This window comes from Gracilibacillus suaedae, from assembly GCF_017599345.1.
Taxonomy (GTDB): domain Bacteria; phylum Bacillota; class Bacilli; order Bacillales; family Amphibacillaceae; genus Gracilibacillus; species Gracilibacillus suaedae.
Genome location: NZ_JAGFVL010000039.1, coordinates 111825 through 127969 on the forward strand (window position 1 = coordinate 111825; position 16145 = coordinate 127969).

A 16145-nucleotide genomic window follows, 5' to 3' on the forward strand; every position below is an offset into this window, starting at 1 on the left:
GTTATTCAAATGGCAAATGAAGTAACTTTCCCACTTATATCAGGGAATATCTCCATTGATTTAATTAATACGGAAGTCGTTCGACATGGTATTCGACACGATTTGCTTACTAAACCAGAACATGTAATAGCCTGGTTCCATACATTAACAAAAGAAAATATCATCATGAATCAACAGTTTAATATGGATATAGAAGATTGGGCGGAGGATTCGTTACCTCGCTTACGTGAAATGCGTTCATTGTTGCGTAAAAGTTATGAAAACGTGGCGGACGGAGTAGAACTGTCTTCTGATTGGATCACTGATTTAGAATTATTCATTAAACAAGCTCCCTTTGCTTATCAATTGATAGATGGTAAATTAGTTCTTATTCCAGTAGGAGAACCTGCAAAAGCATTAGTATCCTTGATTGCACTAGATGCCTTATCCCTTATTGACTCAGGTCAATTGAGCTATCTCCATCGTTGCGCAAATCCGGAATGTGTCTTGTTATTTATCGACACCCGTGGAAGACGGAAGTGGTGCTCCATGAAAATATGTGGGAATCGTCATAAAGTAACCCGTCATCAACACAAAAAAAAGGAGAAATAAGAGCTAGGACTCCTATTTCTCCATCGAATTCTATTTCACAACATCACTAGAAAATGAATGATCAGCTATTCTTCCAACTGCTCCTTCCATTCCTCAGTTTATTGTACTTTTTTTCTTCTGGCAAATAGTCATACGATCCATTATTTTAATACTAAGAAGTATATTGAATTTAGTTAGTGCAAGTTTCCTTAATGGAGTCATTAACTGAATAAGACCTTTTATGTATGGTTTACTAAGACCTATGCATGATGTGTAAAGTTTCTTAAATGGTAGCATAGAAAGTAACAAGGTAAAGAGAGTAAAAGGAGGAAAATCAAATGAGTGAGCTAAACACGTTATTCCGTAGAAAAATCAAAGTTTCCACAAACGAAGAAATTACATTTACAGCCTTAAATACCATTCTTGAAAAAACAGCAACAACGTTTCCATTTGGAAACTTAAGCATCATTGCAAACAAAACGGAAGTCGTAACCAAGGAAAATTTAATCAACAAATTACTTATTCGTAACGAAGGGGGTTTATGCTTTGAATTAAATCCATTACTTTATTTTTTCTTGATTGAGAATGGATTTAATGCCACTTTAGTTCGCGGAGAGGTTTATAACGATGAAAAGCAGGACTGGTACCACTTTGGAAGAACCCACGTAGCAATTCTTCTACATCACGAAGAACAAACTTATTTACTGGACACCGGATTTGGTGGAAATCTTCCCTTAAAGCCTGTTCCATTAAATGGTGATACGGTTATATCCCGAAATGGAGATTTTCGAGTTCAAAGGCAACAAACTGAATATGGCAATAACGTGCTCCAATTCAAGCTAAGATATAAACATACTGACTGGCAAATGGGTTATACATTTGATTCAAATCATCCAGTGGCAGATATGATGGAATTAAATGAATTACAGGAAATCATTGTACAGGATGAGAGGTCACCTTTTAACAAATCCCCGCTGATTACTAAACTTACAAGTAACGGAAATGTAACGCTAACGAATAATTCATTCACACAATGGAGTCATGGAAAGTCAAAAAAAGAACAGATCGATGAGGCAAGGTTCAAACAGTTAGTACACCAGTATTTTGGCTTGCAAGTTCTATGAATAGTCATTACGGCTACTCGAAAATGGTGTAGCCTTTATTAAAAACCATTTTATCAATTACTCTTAGGCCTTAAGTTTTTTCACTTGATTTAAGTTATAATAAGACCAAAATGAAATGGTAAAGGATGGATGTTAATGACCAAATCGGATAAGGAGTTACTTATTCAGAAAGAAATCGCCGTTACCTTAAACCAATGTATAGATATGTATGAAATGTTAGAAGTTTCATTAAAAAAGCTATTAGAATTAATGGAACTTCAAACAGGGTGGATATTTTTAACCAATGAGGCGAGTGCTTATGAGCTAGCTGCCTATCAAAACCTTCCTCCTGTCTTTTTAGATGATAACTTTAACAGATTGACATGTAGTAGCGGTTGTTATGATTGCGCTTGCTTACAACTCTACTGGGAAGGAAACCTCCACAATGCAGTGAATAGTATCAAGTGCGTTCGCTTAGAAGAAGCAATACTAGAAAACGCTGGTGATACTCGCAACTTAAAGTTTCACGCCAGTATTCCTTTGACAATCCGTGGCAGAAAACTTGGATTACTAAATCTTGCTTCTTTAGAGAAAAAACGATTTGATCAGAAAGAATTGCTCTTATTAGAATCAATTGCATACCAAATTGGCACAGCTGCTGAGCGTATTCAACTATATGAAGCACAAAAAAAACAAGAAGTAGATTCCATAGCTCGCTATCTTGTAGATTACTATAAAGATATGGACCGCCTCAACAGGCAACTAGAGAAAGCAAGTAACCGCCAGGAACTATACAAAATGATTATAGAGGAGTTAAGTTCTCATTTTAAATTTTGGCCAAGGGTTGCTCTTCTTACAAAAGAAAACAATGAACTACTGTTACGTGCTATTACCCATGCTCAACATACAAAGATGTTAACAGAACAACCCTTTGCTCCACTTCCATCTATCATTCACAAGGCTTATTATGAAAAGAGCATTTCCCAAAGTTATCAACAATCTTTAAGTTATTCATCGCTAGAGACATGGGAAAACTGTTACACTATCGCTTTGCCATTAGAAACTAATGAACGGCAGAGCCACGCTCTAGGTGTTCTTTTACTAGGCAGAGAATCAGCAGTATTTACCGATCTAGAAATAGAAATGCTTGAAGTGCTCGCAGGTCTCCTTTCTATGGCTATCGAGAAAACATACTTGCAAGAAGAGTGGGAAGCTTTATTAGTTGAAAAAGAAAGAAACAGACTTGCTCGTGATCTCCATGATGCGGTAAACCAGAAATTATTCGCCCTTTCCTTGACAGCAAGAGGGTTGCAAAAGATCACAACAGATAGTAAAGACATGGTTACAGAGGCAATTTTAGATATTCAAAATTTGTCGCAAGATGCATTAAGTGAAATGCGAAGTTTAATATGGCAATTAAGACCACAGGAACTAGACAAAGAAATTGCCACATCCATCCAAGAATATGGGAGTAAACTTGGTCTACAATTAGAGATCCATGCTCCTGAAAATATCATGCTATCCGATAAGAAGGAGCAAGCTCTATGGCGAATCGCACAAGAAGCATTAAATAATATAAAAAAACATGCTAAAACAAATGAGGGAATCGTTCATATAAGGAAAACATCTTCTTTTATAGAAATGAAAATCTCAGATCACGGTCGTGGAGGAGCCGCTGAAAAACAACACTCTATAGGTATGAAAAGCATGAGAGAACGTGCGAAAGAAATCAATGCCAAATTTACGATTGAAAGCATCAGCGGGAAAGGAACAAGTATCACAGTAACAGTGCCAATGCAAAATGAGGAGGAAAAAGAATGTCTATAAGAGTACTGCTCGTTGATGATCACCTAGTCGTGCTGAAAGGGTTACGCTTTTTCTTACAAACACAATCACACATCGAGCTAGTTGGGGAAGCTCAGAACGGAGAAGAAGCCTTACAAAAGATAGAACAAACGCATCCAGATGTCGTTCTTCTCGATGTAATGATGCCTAAAATGGATGGAATCGAGACAACAAAACATATCATTAATAATTCTCCTGAAATAAAAGTGATTATACTAACTAGTTTTTCCGATCAGGATTACGTTTTACCAGCAATTAAGGCCGGAGCACATGGCTATCAATTGAAAGATGTAGATCCTGATATTCTAGTAGAAACAATCGAGGCTGTTATGGACGGCCAAAAAAAACTACATCCAGACGTGACCAATCAACTAATGACGCATATAACAGAAGATGAAAAAAATATCGATATGCTTACGTCCAGAGAAGCAACCGTTTTGAAGCATATCACCTATGGTCAAAGTAACAAAGAAATTGCTGCAGAACTATCCATTACTGAAAAAACTGTCAAAACACACATCACTAACATTTTTGGCAAAATGGAAGTGCAGGATCGTACACAAGCTGCCTTATATGCCATCAAGCATAAATGGTTTAATTAATATGATAAGAAGAAGCTGTCTATTAGTTCTACTAAAGAGCTTAAGACAGCTTTTTCTATTGAAGTTAAGAATTATTGCTTATATATATTTATTAAATCATACATAGATCTTCCATTTGCAAGCCTTTCAATTCCAGTTAAATAAGCCCCATTCTCTTCACACTCCCTTATCATTAACTCCCACACACATAATTCGTTTTTTAACTTCCCAAAAAATCAATTCTATACTACTTATCTACGACTATTTATGTAGATATTTTTTAGACAGTAGCAGGATGTGCAAAGCGTTTGAAATCAATATAATGAACTCAACAAGTCACTAGTTGACTGTTTGATCACTATATTTGATTGGAGAGATAAAAATGACTACTTTATTTATCAAAGCGAATGATCGACCAGCAGAGAAGTCCATCAGTGTAAAAATGTATGAACAGTTTCTTAAAAGGTTCCGAGAATCCCATCCAGAAGAAGAAATACAGGAAGTTCACTTATATCATACACCACTTCCACTTATAGGTACTTCCTTAATTGATAACAACAATCAAGCACCTCTGGGACTGAACCTTGGCTCCAGTAACTTATCAGCAGCTGACATTCAACAACAGCATTTAGAACAATTTATTGCTGCAGACAAAATCGTTATAGCGTTTCCGTTATGGAATTTAACGGTTCCTGCTGCATTGCATATGTATCTCGATTGTTTGCACCATCCTAGAAAAACATTCACATATACAAAAGAGGGTGTTAAAGGGCTATTAACAGATAAAAAGGCCATCATACTAAATGCCAGAGGTGGGATATACAGAAAGGATGATCCATCTGAAATGTCAGTGAGATTTGTACGTAACCATTTGAATTTTTTCGGAATAACCGATATTACAGAATGTGTTATTGAAGGGCATCATCAATATCCAGATCGCAGCGAAAAAATTATTCAACAAGGGCTGGAACAAGTGACTCGAACAGCGGAAACAATTTAGTTATATAGGTTTAAGAGACAGAAAGGTAGGTTTAAAATGAAAAGGAAGGAAAGAAAAACAAATCATATATCGTCTCAAGCAACTTGGCGCGAATGGAGCGGGCTTATCGTATTAATGCTTCCACTGTTTATGTTGGCAACAGATATAAGTGTATTATACTTAGCTATGCCATCGATAAGTGCCGACCTTATCCCGTCCAGTTCCCAAATGCTATGGATTTTGCATATTGGTGAATTTCTATCGATCAGCTTTGTGCTCACAATGGGGCGTCTGGCAGACCGGATTGGACGGCGCAAGTTACTCATTTTCGGTGTAAGTATCTATGGTATTGGCTCCGCATTTGCTGCATTTGCATTAAACCCAGAAATGCTCATTGCTCTTAGGGCATTGTTAGGTATTGCTACGGCAACCGTCATGCCAGCTTCGATGGCGTTACTGCGAAATATGTTCGTTGACCAAAAGCAATTTTCTTTCGCTATCGCCCTCTACATCAGTACTTTTTCTGCCGGTTCAGCACTGGGCCCGCCTCTTGGAGGGTTTTTAGTAGAGTATTTCTGGTGGGGAGCTGCTTTTCTCGCTAATATACCTTTTGCAGCATTGTTCCTTATGTTTAGTTGGTTATTGCCAACATATCGGGATCGACAAGCTAAAAATCCTGACCATGTAAGTGTTGCCTTTTCACTGGTATCCATATTAGGCGTGATTTATGGTTTTCAACAAATTGCTGAAAATGGCATTGCTACCACTTATATCGTATCAATTGCTGTTGGAATGATTTTTGGTTGGCTTTTTATCAAACGACAACAACAACTTACTGATCCATTGCTCGACCTAAATTTATTTAAATTTAAGACGTTGTCTATCTCCCTCCTTGCCATGTTGCTTATAGTGCTCACTTTTACTGCGCCTGATATGCTTTTTGCCCAATACTTGCAAGGAGTTACCGGTTTTTCAACAGCGATAGCAGGACTGCTTTTAATTTTTCCTGCTCTCACTTCCGTAATCGGAACTATGATAGCACCTGTATTAACAAAGTTTTTTCAAGTTTATATAGCAATGACTCTCGGCGTATTAGTAGCTATTGGAGGTGCATGTATCGTGATCATTGGTTCATCGATTTCTAATGTTCCTCTCTTGTTAACCGGCGTTTCACTGATAGGGTTAGGTGGAGGTCCGATCATGACCTTAGGTAGCGACCTAATTGTTTCTTCAGCTCCAATGAAACGAACTAGTTCTGCCTCTGCTTTAACTGATGTTGCAACAGGGTTCGGTAGCGGCATTAGCATTGCATTGCTGGGTAGTATCGCCACTATCATCTACAGATTCTCACTAAACAGAGCAGAGACTGACGGAGTCCCTAGTGAAGCCATGAATATTGCCTCAGAAAATATCGGTTCAGCAATGGGAATTGCAGATAGTCTTCCAACTGAAACAGGAATGCATTTACTTCATTTGGCACAAAATTCTTTTACGCTGGGAATGCAAGTGGTCTATGCCATTACAATAGTTCTAATGATTTTGACAGCTTTCTTTATCTTACGTCCATTAAAAAACAACGCCTAAAATTATACCTTAATAGATTTCTTTTACCAGAGTGGAGACATCCATTATCCTCCACTCTTCCCTTAATCCACAATCAGTTCCAATACCCATTCATATGCATCATAAAGCTTATCCATTTCTTCCTGCTTATGAAACGCCTCCTTATATTAGATGCAAATCCATTTCATAAAGAGCTATAAGAACTTGAAATTTACCTAATCAAGAAGAGAACAAAGGATAAGGCACCTTGTAACTTCTAATAAATTCCTGTGTTTTCAATCATCTTACAAATACTTCAATTTGTTAAGAAAACCTTTCCTTTCTCTTTATTTCTAGATTCGGACATAGAAACAGCTTCTTTTATATCTAACAAATCGTATGGATCGCCACTCGTATTTAATGCAATTTTCTCTTCTGTAATAAGGGTAATCAATTTTTTAAACGTTTGTTGCCAAGTAAGAATAGATATTCGTTGAATCCAATGGCGTAAATGAAATAACTTAACTTTAATCTCCGACTTTTGCGAAATTAATTTCCAATCTACTGGTTTACCCGATAATAGTCCAATTGTTAAGAAAGTACCATTCGGTTGCACACAAAAGGCTAGTTCTGTCCCTTCCGTACCACCTACTGAATCGATAACTGAGGTGACCCCCAAACCATTCGTTAACTCCATAACTGATTTATTTAATGATCTCTCTGTCGTATTTATGACAGTATATGCACCCATCTCCATTAACTTATTGGTATATTTGTCACTTCTCGTTACTGCAATCATACGAAACCCAATTACTTTAGATAATTGAGCAAAAATCCGACCAATAGAAGATCCACTCGCGTTGACAATTAAAGTATCACTTGACTTTAGCTCTAAAACATCCGTACAAACTATCCATGCAGTAACTGGGTTTATATATAATTGAGCAGCCACATAATCATCTATAGAATCAGGGACAGGCACTGCAAAATCAGCAGATGTTTTAACATATTCCTGCCATGTCCCCTCACCTCGTAATGGTAGAACACGCTTACCAATTAGTTCTTTCGATACGCCAACTCCTACATCTTCGACAACCCCAATCCCTTCATAACCAGGGGTAGCCGGTAAAGTAATCCTATGGGAATATGCACCCTTAATAGGAATTAAATCAGATGGATTTATAGGCCGAAGTTTCATATGAACAAGGATTTCCCCATTTAATGGTGGATTGACATTTTTGGATTCGATCTTCAAAACGTTTTGGGGACTCCCAAATTCGTAAAACTTAACACAATTGGCTTCCAAAATAATAATTCTCCTTAATTAAAGTTATACTTATTTAAGTCTATCATTTTTCTGAAGATAGTAGTTCAATTAATATACATGTACAACATCGTAACCCTCTTCTTCAAGTAAAGACACCTAATTTCCAAAATAAAAGGCATCATCCCACAATCACCATGTAAACTTGCCCGAAATCTTCCTCAAGGATGTTGAATCTGAGCCCCGCTAGAACGGAGCAGTTTAAATAAATTATTCAACTATTTTCACTCGTACTTCTTTACGTCCCCATTGGAGAGCATCGTCACGATTCGGAATGAACACATCAATAGCATTGCCATTTATTCCACCGCCAATATCCGCTGCAATGGCAACTCCGTATCCTTCCACTTCTACAATTGATCCAAGTGGAATAACACTAGGATCAACAGCGATCACTTTTGCATCAGGATATTGCTTTAAATCGAGCCCCATCTTTGTTACACCTGAACACCCATCACAATCTGCCGTATATGCTGTACTTTCTACAGTCAATGTTTTTCCAACAGCTGAACTACGCTTACTCAAACTATCTAACGCTGATCTTGTATTCGGTCCTGCAATCCCATCAACGGCTAAACCTTGTTGTTTTTGAAAGTTCTTGACTGCGCTCACTGTGCCGGAACCATAAATTCCATCTATACTTGAATGGTAGTGACCAGTCTCCTTCAGCTGATATTGAATGTGAATAACTTGTTTACCGATATCACCATTTCGTAAAACCTGTATGGCATTGTTTGTTTGCGGACCAGCAATTCCATCAACTTTCAAGTTGCGTTTACGCTGAAAATCCTTGACGGCTTCTTCCGTAATATTACCGTAATATCCTGTTGAGGTATGATACGGGAAAACTCCTTTCGTCATCAAGTAGTCTTGTAATTCAGCTACATCCGCTCCTGATGATCCATTAGCGAGTATACGATCCCCAACCGCAGCTTCTGTAATGATTGGTGCTAAGATCATCATAAGGAAGCTAGCAACCATTCCAATAAGTAGGTTCCTACATCTTTTTATCATAAAAAATCCTCCCCGTTTTCTCTTTCATAAGAGAATTCGAGAAGAAAAAAGATTTCTTGTGTGTAAAAAACAGATTCACAACGTTAGACCCTTTATCATCCATTATTTTGTAATAATGCATCCTATATGGTCTGCCTAAGGATAAGTATATCTCTACTATATCCCTATCTATTACCACTGTATGCAATTCGCCCTTATTCGTTATAATTACCTAGATCCATAGTTTTTCCACACTTTTTTCTCAATCTTTTCTTTGACTTGGGCTCATTACTTTATGATAATAGAAATAGGTAAGTTGTTGAATCAGAAGGGAGATTTCACAACCAACATGGAACATACTTCAATAGAAATGAAAGATATTAAGCATTGGAAAACAGAACTGGTACGATTTATGATGGCATATAAGTTCGCTGTAGAAGAAGTTAGTACAAAAATAAGTATATTACAGCAGGAATTTCAACATATACATGATTACAATCCAATCGAACATGTGAAATCACGCGTTAAATCACCTGAAAGTATTTTTAAAAAAGTGCAAAAGAAAAAGTTGCCTTTAAATCTTCCTGTCATTCAGGAGAACATCCGTGATATTGCTGGAATTAGAATCAATTGTTCATTTGTAAGTGATATTTACCGAGTAGCAGATATGCTTACTGAACAAAAAGATATTACATTAATTGAAAAAAAAGACTATATACAAAATCCAAAGCCAAATGGGTACAAAAGTCTTCACTTAATAGTACAAATACCGATTTTCATGTCAGACCGGGTAGAAAATGTTTATGCTGAAATTCAAATTAGAACGATTGCAATGGATTTCTGGGCAAGTTTGGAACATAAAATCTACTATAAATATAATAAATCTATTCCAAAAGCATTACGAGATGATTTAAGAGATGCTGCAGTTTCTGCTAATGAACTAGATGAACGAATGGAGAGAATCCATAAGGAAGTAAATCAACTCAAAGAAGAAGACCACCTTAATGGTAATGGGGAAAAGCCGGTGATTCTTCCTCCTGAATTTCTATCATTTTTAACGGATGATAGAGAAAAGTCATAATATGATTCTGAGCCTATGATAAGTTATCATAGGCTTTTTCTGACCCCTTACATAAGAAATATACGAAAAGGAGTCGATTTTGCCTACGCTTAGTTTAGGTTGTTCGGATCCTCGTTCTACCTATTTAGTTATGTTCCAGTCTCATTTTTTATTCTTTGACCTCTGTTGGTACTGCCTCTTTAACGATAATAATACCATCATATGCTTCGATTGGCGTCATCTTAATCGTATAAAACCTACTAGCGAATTTATACCAAAAGCTAAATTGGTCACCAATGTTAGCCATTTGTTGCTCATTGGATAAAATAGACTGTAATGCTTCTGATTGACTTGCTTCTTCAAAATCAACATAAAACATGTTTTGATTTATATCACTGAACGCGTCTACTAACTCGTTGTGATTAGTTATCTTATATACGTCCCGCTCTTTAGAGTTACCTTTTTTAGACTGAAATTCACTGGTGATAAAGTCTGTTCCTATCGCATAATATTGTGACCCATACTTCTCATCAAGATAACTCCCCATCGACTCGTATCCTGCTGGTGAAGCAGATGTTTTTTCGATATGACCGTTATGTCCAGACACAAGCACTTTATCATGCCCACGAGCTTGTTCAAACTTAACAATCCACTCTAGATTTTCTGCTAAGTACTGATCACGAAGATCAGCATATTGGTCTTCGTTTAAAAATAATGCTGTTCGTTGCTTGATCACTTGTGCATATTGCAAAGTAAATGCATATTCTTCATCTGACGATAACTGAACATATTCTGACTGTTTTTCCTGTAAGTCCGCTATGATTTGGTCCATATGATTATTTATCTCCGTCAGTTCTTGCGCTGTTAACTCTAGCATTCTATCATTTGTAGCATCCTCTAGTAATGAGCTATACTCCTTTGCCAGATCCGAATCTACTACTTCATAATAGTCGAGTAAGCCTTTTTTGCTATAGTCATATCTTTGCATATCATTTCCGTAAAAATATATCTTCTCATCGTTACTTACAGATGCATTATAATCATGCATCCATTGGACAAGATCAATCATCTGGTTTGTTTTATAAATATCATAATCAAGGGCATAGACTGCTTCTTGTGCTGTGCCAATACTATGTAAGATAAATTGATTGATTTGCTGCCCACCACCAAAATCCGCTTCAAGTACAAAAACCCGAACATTATTATTTTGAATCAGTGTTTCAAACACATCCCGCTTCATTTCTTGAAATTCTATATTTCCATGTGTTGCCTCACCTAATCCAATTATTTGCACATCATTTGGTATGTTTATGTCATTCACAGACTCGACGTATTGTGATGCATTCTCTAATGGCTCACCATTGCTACAAGCTGATAAAGGAATGAGAACAAAGAAAAACAGTATATATTTACATAACTTCATTACTTAACCTCACTTCATGATTAAATCGGTTTTCTCTGAAAATAAATATACCCACAAAGGAAAAAGATGAGAAAACTTCCGCCTACTACCGTTAATAATTGATCCCACGGAATGAAAAAAACATCGTCGGTACTTCCACCAACATACATCATCGAAAATGGTTGTGCCCATGGATAATACGGCCCGAACCGTTCTGAATTAACCGCTAAAATGGTCGGCAAAGTAAAAATAACATTCACAGCAAACGGTGCGGCAAAACTCTTGAATAAAATAGATAGCCATAACTGCAATGCGACTAATGGCATTGTCGCTACCCAGCCACCTATGATACTCTTCCAAACAATTGTTAATGGAAATGGATCTGTAAAACCTTTGATCACCCCTACTGCATAAATCGCTCCTAAGTAGAGTATTTGAATAAACAAAACTAATAGAACAAGTAGTAGATATTTTGTGAGAAAAACTTTTCCTCTTGTCACAGGCAAGGCTAATAATTGCTTCCAACCACCTTCTTGATGCTCATAACGACAGATAACACTTGCTAATACACCACTTATTAAAGGTAAAAACAAGGTCGCATAGGTGAAATTCATCATAAACAAGGGTGAATACCACTGGTTCATTTGTTCTCCAACATCTATTAAATTGCCCGTTAATCCAATAAACAAGCCAATGAGTGGACCAACAAACAAAATCAAGATAATTTTCGATTTGCGTAATTTAAACCATTCTGATTGTAAAATGGCTAACATTTATCTCACATCCCTTCTTTTAAAATCAAACATACCAATAATATATAACATGCTTCCAACACCTAATCCTAACCATACATTGATAGTCGGATCATCCCATTCGTTCATTAATGATGGCCATTTCCAAATCATCCAGTCTGGTAAAGTGAAAGCGGAATAAGCAAAAATTACACCGACTACACCTACCGTAATGGAAATTCCTTGATTTTTGCTGACAGTAGCAACCCATAACTGTAATGCTAGTACTGGCAACGCTGCAAAAAAAGGGAAGAAACTATATTGGAATACTTCAAGAAATGGAATCTCCTGATTAAAGTCTAAGAATAATCCAAATCCCAATGTGAAGACCATCAGTAAACAAGATGAAAGAAAGAACATAATCGAAAGAACTGTAAATTTAGACAAATAAACAGACATTTTGGAGATCGGTAATGCCACTAGCTGTTTCCAAGCATTTGTTTCATTTTCAATACTTGCTATAAAAGACGTGAGTATTGCAATCCCTAATACAATGGCAAGTGGCGTAAAGGCACTAATATTTTTCAGGTAATATCCCCAATAATCACTATTTTGTTGAAGTAAATACTCTTTCCTAACACCATAGTTGACCATCTGTAAAGCAATCACACCGACAGGACCCAATATTGTTAAAAACCACATACCTTTTCGCTTCATTTTCAACATATCTACCTTTAACAACCGCATCATCATCCAGCAAGCTCCTCCTTCGTCATTTGTAGGAAGATATCTTCTAACGACTTTTTGTCCTCTTCCACACGATATATGGAAATGCCTTGTTGCACGAGCAATTGAACTGCTTCTGCTACATGCTGATCGGTTTGATCTGATAAAAGGATATGTCCATCCTCCAACTCTGCTTTCATTCCACTTGCTAATAACGTACGCCATGCATGCTCATGCTGACTTACTTTCAATTTAATATACTGTCGCGCGAACATACGCATTTCCTCGATGGAATCTTGAAAGATCATCTTTCCTTTTGTAATAATCCCTACCGTTGTAGCAATTTGATCGATTTCCGACAAAAGGTGACTAGAAATTAATATAGTCATGCCATATTTCTCTGGTAAACTTTTAATTAATTCTCGAATTTCAATGATTCCTGAAGGGTCTAACCCGTTTGTTGGTTCATCTAAAATCAACAGTTCTGGTTTATTTAACAAGGCAGTTGCAATACCTAACCGTTGCTTCATACCTAATGAAAAACCCTTTACTTTCTTATTTGCCGCATCCTGCAAACGAACAGTTTTTAGAACTTCATCAATTCTCGTTTTCGGAACGCCAACTATTTTCCTAATAGCTTCTAAGTTTTCTTTCGCAGTTAAATGAGGATAATAGGAAGGATTCTCCACTAATGATCCTACTTTTTTTAAAATATTGATTCGCTCGCTCTTCAAGTCTTTTCCGAATATTGCAACCTTACCCGAAGTCGGTTTCATTAACCCTAGCAACATTCGTATCGTTGTTGATTTACCTGCTCCATTCGGTCCAAGAAAACCGTATATCTCTCCTTTAGCGATTCGAATATCAACACCATTAACCGCAAGTTCTTTACCAAATTTCTTTGATAGATTTTTTGTTTGAATAATATATTCCATTCTGATCACCTCACCAACTATCTTAACGAATGAAGGTTAAAGGGAAGTATAGGTAAAGTTTAAATTTTGTTTAAATTGGACAGAAAAAGAGATGACCCCTTTCATTTAGAGATCACCTCTTAAACATTTATTGTTTATCCTGTATGTTTTTCTTAATTTTGATTGTCGTACCATCATTACTAGACTGAATCTCCCAATCTAGTTGCATCCCTTTGATCATCATATCAACAATTGATAAACCTATACCTGCTCCTTTTTGATTAGAGCTGTCTTTCATTCCACTGCCTCGATCTCTTACAACAATTGCATCATAGCTATTCCTCGATTCTATTTTCAATTCTACGTATCGTCCATTTTTTGCATGACGTAATACATTTTGTAATAGATTATCTAATACCCGTCCTAACCATACGGGATCGACATGCCACACATTTTCACGTAAAGGCTCTAGTTCCACATTTATTTCGAAGCCTTCTTTTTCAAACACTGGATACCAAGTCGCTATTCTCTCTCGGGAAAAGCGAACGATATCCACCTCTTGTATATCCAATTTATATTTACTAGCCATCAGCAATGTATAAGACATCAAATTCTCGATTAACTTATCAATATCTTCAACAGATGATTGTAAGGCATGTATCGCTTGTTTTGCATCATTTGACACATCCTGTTTCGCAATTTTATATGTCTGTGCATTTATTTTAGTAAGGGGAGTTCTTAAATCATGGGATAAATTAGCAATAAGTTCGCGTCTTAATTGCTCCTCCTCTTGTTCACGCTTCTTACTCTCTCTTAATTCGTGCACCATTTGATTAAAAGTTTGTTCTAATTGACCTATTTCATCTCGTTTCTTTACATCGATTTGAATCGGTAATTCATCAACATCGCGGATCTCCATCGCTTCTTGTAATTGTAATAAGCGTTTGCGAATCCCTCGGAAGAATAGAAAAGAAATAAAGATAAAAAAGACTACTAAAAAAAGAGTTCCCACAAATAACCAACTAGCATAATTATCAAATGCGATTTGGGTTGATGTTTGAAAAACGTCTCGATTAATTTCAAACACAACAAAGCCGTCTGTATCCTCTTCACCAACAAAAGCAATCACAGTAAAAGGATTTTCCCCATATCGATCTTTTATAAATCTTGCAGTAAAAGAAGATGTCCATTCAGTTGGTAGATCATCTCTCTTTTCAGTTGCATCACGTAATATTCCACTTTGATCAACCCAAAACATCGATGCATCAGGGTATTGATTCTTCCACTTATCAAAATTCCTTGAAATGTCCTCTTCTGTTTCTAAGCTGTTCGCATCTTTGTGCCAATCTTCCTCAATTTGTTCATAATCCATTTCATCTGATGTATAGTCGGTTTCGAAATTATCAGACACTCCCGTTAATAATATAGCAATCATTACATAAGCGATTTGAACAATGGAAAGTGCCAAAACAATAATAAGCATATATTTAGCCAATAAAGATCGAAAGAAGTTTTTCATGCTCTCACCCGATAGCCAATACCACGAATCGTTTCGATAATAGTCGGTTTTGCAGGATTAACTTCTAGTTTCTCACGTAAATAGCGAATATGAACCATTAATGTTTTATCTCCTTCAATATAAGCCTCTCCCCATATACCTTCATATAGTTGTTCTTTTGTTAAAATTTGATTAGCATGTTGAAGAAAATATTGAAACAAATAAAATTGCTTTCCTGTTAATTGAATCTCCTCATTCTTATGCTTATCCATAATCCTCATCTCTTTCGGATAAACCTCTAAATGCTGTATGTGTAATACTTTGTGGTTTTTTTGAAACCTACGAAGCATTACTTCGATACGTGCAACCAATTCTTCAGGATGGAATGGTTTCGTTACATAATCATCAGCAAAACTCAACCCTTCCAGTTTATCTTCAACCGCTGTTCGTGCAGACAGCATAATAACGGGTAGATCTGCATTTTCTCGTTTTATTCGTTTTCCAATCGAAAACCCATCTAAACCTGGTAACATAATATCTAAAATCGCGATGTCCACCGTCGACAAATATTGATTCAATTGATCACCGGAAGTAAGCCATACTACTTCATATCCTTTCTCTCGTAAAACATCTGAAACCCAGCTGCCTATTTCTGACTCATCTTCTATGTATAAGACTCGGAACATTGTTCTCCCCCTTCCTATTTTACTTTAACATATTTTAGAAATTAAATAGGAGAGAATTATGAACCTCTCATCACGAAAGTAACGAGTTTTCTGGCAAACATTCATAAAATTTGGTTACAAGTAAAAGATTAGAATCTTTAATTTCCTAACTTTCCTATATAGTTTTTATGGTTAAAATAATTTGAAATATT

At 36.5% G+C, this 16145-nt stretch carries 15 protein-coding genes; 7 read left to right on the forward strand and 8 right to left on the reverse strand.

The window, feature by feature from the left end:
- Positions 1 to 9: 9 nt before the first annotated feature.
- The 6 genes from J5J03_RS11425 to J5J03_RS11450 all read left to right on the forward strand — a co-directional run bounded on the left by J5J03_RS11425 (position 10) and on the right by J5J03_RS11450 (position 6662).
- Positions 10 to 591, forward strand: a complete 582-nt coding sequence (locus tag J5J03_RS11425) for a CGNR zinc finger domain-containing protein (protein WP_208589650.1) — start codon at positions 10 to 12, stop codon at positions 589 to 591.
- A 317-nt stretch (positions 592 to 908) separates the two neighbouring features.
- Positions 909 to 1694 carry an arylamine N-acetyltransferase family protein gene (locus J5J03_RS11430; RefSeq protein WP_208589652.1) on the forward strand — a complete coding sequence of 262 codons (786 nt, stop codon included), beginning with the start codon at positions 909 to 911 and terminating at the stop codon, positions 1692 to 1694.
- Between the two features lie 135 nt (positions 1695 to 1829).
- Positions 1830 to 3500 (forward strand): GAF domain-containing sensor histidine kinase, encoded by a 1671-nt coding sequence (locus J5J03_RS11435; RefSeq protein WP_208589655.1) that lies wholly within the window; start codon positions 1830 to 1832, stop codon positions 3498 to 3500.
- Positions 3491 to 4120: a response regulator gene (locus J5J03_RS11440; RefSeq protein ID WP_231710704.1), complete on the forward strand. Its 630-nt coding sequence runs from the start codon at positions 3491 to 3493 to the stop codon at positions 4118 to 4120. Before J5J03_RS11435 ends, J5J03_RS11440 begins: the two co-directional genes overlap by 10 nt.
- Before the next feature lie 361 nt (positions 4121 to 4481).
- Complete coding sequence (locus J5J03_RS11445; protein ID WP_208589657.1) at positions 4482 to 5099, forward strand: FMN-dependent NADH-azoreductase; 618 nt, start codon at positions 4482 to 4484, stop codon at positions 5097 to 5099.
- 36 nt (positions 5100 to 5135) lie between these two features.
- Positions 5136 to 6662, forward strand: a complete 1527-nt coding sequence (locus J5J03_RS11450) for an MFS transporter (RefSeq protein WP_208589659.1) — start codon at positions 5136 to 5138, stop codon at positions 6660 to 6662.
- A gap of 274 nt (positions 6663 to 6936) precedes the next feature.
- Here the strand turns inward: J5J03_RS11450 and J5J03_RS11455 are convergent, their stop codons facing one another.
- Together J5J03_RS11455 and J5J03_RS11460 are read right to left on the reverse strand one after the other, a co-directional pair.
- A complete protein-coding gene (locus J5J03_RS11455; protein ID WP_331460480.1) occupies positions 6937 to 7875 on the reverse strand; it encodes a zinc-dependent alcohol dehydrogenase family protein in 939 nt (312 codons plus the stop codon).
- A gap of 279 nt (positions 7876 to 8154) precedes the next feature.
- Positions 8155 to 8958 (reverse strand): peptidoglycan-binding protein, encoded by an 804-nt coding sequence (locus tag J5J03_RS11460; protein WP_208589661.1) that lies wholly within the window; start codon positions 8956 to 8958, stop codon positions 8155 to 8157.
- A 328-nt stretch (positions 8959 to 9286) separates the two neighbouring features.
- Here J5J03_RS11460 and J5J03_RS11465 point away from each other — a divergent pair, with 328 nt between their 5' ends.
- A complete protein-coding gene (locus J5J03_RS11465) occupies positions 9287 to 10018 on the forward strand; it encodes a GTP pyrophosphokinase (RefSeq protein ID WP_208589662.1) in 732 nt (243 codons plus the stop codon).
- Positions 10019 to 10166: 148 nt separating this feature from the next.
- Here J5J03_RS11465 and J5J03_RS11470 read toward each other — a convergent pair whose 3' ends face one another.
- From J5J03_RS11470 to J5J03_RS11495, 6 genes are all read right to left on the reverse strand, one after another.
- Positions 10167 to 11420, reverse strand: a complete 1254-nt coding sequence (locus J5J03_RS11470; protein WP_208589663.1) for an erythromycin esterase family protein — start codon at positions 11418 to 11420, stop codon at positions 10167 to 10169.
- A 20-nt stretch (positions 11421 to 11440) separates the two neighbouring features.
- The gene (locus tag J5J03_RS11475) at positions 11441 to 12172 is read right to left on the reverse strand and encodes an ABC transporter permease (protein WP_208589664.1); all 732 of its coding nucleotides are present in this window, start codon (positions 12170 to 12172) and stop codon (positions 11441 to 11443) included.
- A complete protein-coding gene (locus J5J03_RS11480) occupies positions 12173 to 12883 on the reverse strand; it encodes an ABC transporter permease (protein WP_208589665.1) in 711 nt (236 codons plus the stop codon).
- The gene (locus tag J5J03_RS11485) at positions 12880 to 13791 is read right to left on the reverse strand and encodes an ABC transporter ATP-binding protein (RefSeq protein ID WP_208589667.1); all 912 of its coding nucleotides are present in this window, start codon (positions 13789 to 13791) and stop codon (positions 12880 to 12882) included. Before J5J03_RS11485 ends, J5J03_RS11480 begins: the two co-directional genes overlap by 4 nt.
- A gap of 127 nt (positions 13792 to 13918) precedes the next feature.
- Positions 13919 to 15289, reverse strand: a complete 1371-nt coding sequence (locus J5J03_RS11490) for a sensor histidine kinase (protein WP_208589668.1) — start codon at positions 15287 to 15289, stop codon at positions 13919 to 13921.
- Positions 15286 to 15954, reverse strand: coding sequence for a response regulator transcription factor (locus J5J03_RS11495; RefSeq protein WP_208589669.1), 669 nt, complete (start codon positions 15952 to 15954; stop codon positions 15286 to 15288). The genes J5J03_RS11490 and J5J03_RS11495 overlap by 4 nt, the downstream gene beginning before the upstream one ends.
- Positions 15955 to 16145: the final 191 nt, after the last annotated feature.

What these genes read in the sequence shown, in the direction of transcription:
- J5J03_RS11425 (WP_208589650.1), top strand. Translation starts at nt 10, where the DNA reads ATGGCAAATGAAGTAACTTTCCCACTTATATCAGGGAATATCTCCATT.
- J5J03_RS11430 (WP_208589652.1), top strand. Translation starts at nt 909, where the DNA reads ATGAGTGAGCTAAACACGTTATTCCGTAGAAAAATCAAAGTTTCCACA.
- J5J03_RS11435 (WP_208589655.1), top strand. Translation starts at nt 1,830, where the DNA reads ATGACCAAATCGGATAAGGAGTTACTTATTCAGAAAGAAATCGCCGTT.
- J5J03_RS11440 (WP_231710704.1), top strand. Translation starts at nt 3,491, where the DNA reads ATGTCTATAAGAGTACTGCTCGTTGATGATCACCTAGTCGTGCTGAAA.
- J5J03_RS11445 (WP_208589657.1), top strand. Translation starts at nt 4,482, where the DNA reads ATGACTACTTTATTTATCAAAGCGAATGATCGACCAGCAGAGAAGTCC.
- J5J03_RS11450 (WP_208589659.1), top strand. Translation starts at nt 5,136, where the DNA reads ATGAAAAGGAAGGAAAGAAAAACAAATCATATATCGTCTCAAGCAACT.
- J5J03_RS11460 (WP_208589661.1), bottom strand. Translation starts at nt 8,958, where the DNA reads ATGATAAAAAGATGTAGGAACCTACTTATTGGAATGGTTGCTAGCTTC.
- J5J03_RS11465 (WP_208589662.1), top strand. Translation starts at nt 9,287, where the DNA reads ATGGAACATACTTCAATAGAAATGAAAGATATTAAGCATTGGAAAACA.
- J5J03_RS11470 (WP_208589663.1), bottom strand. Translation starts at nt 11,420, where the DNA reads ATGAAGTTATGTAAATATATACTGTTTTTCTTTGTTCTCATTCCTTTA.
- J5J03_RS11475 (WP_208589664.1), bottom strand. Translation starts at nt 12,172, where the DNA reads ATGTTAGCCATTTTACAATCAGAATGGTTTAAATTACGCAAATCGAAA.
- J5J03_RS11480 (WP_208589665.1), bottom strand. Translation starts at nt 12,883, where the DNA reads ATGATGATGCGGTTGTTAAAGGTAGATATGTTGAAAATGAAGCGAAAA.
- J5J03_RS11485 (WP_208589667.1), bottom strand. Translation starts at nt 13,791, where the DNA reads ATGGAATATATTATTCAAACAAAAAATCTATCAAAGAAATTTGGTAAA.
- J5J03_RS11490 (WP_208589668.1), bottom strand. Translation starts at nt 15,289, where the DNA reads ATGAAAAACTTCTTTCGATCTTTATTGGCTAAATATATGCTTATTATT.
- J5J03_RS11495 (WP_208589669.1), bottom strand. Translation starts at nt 15,954, where the DNA reads ATGTTCCGAGTCTTATACATAGAAGATGAGTCAGAAATAGGCAGCTGG.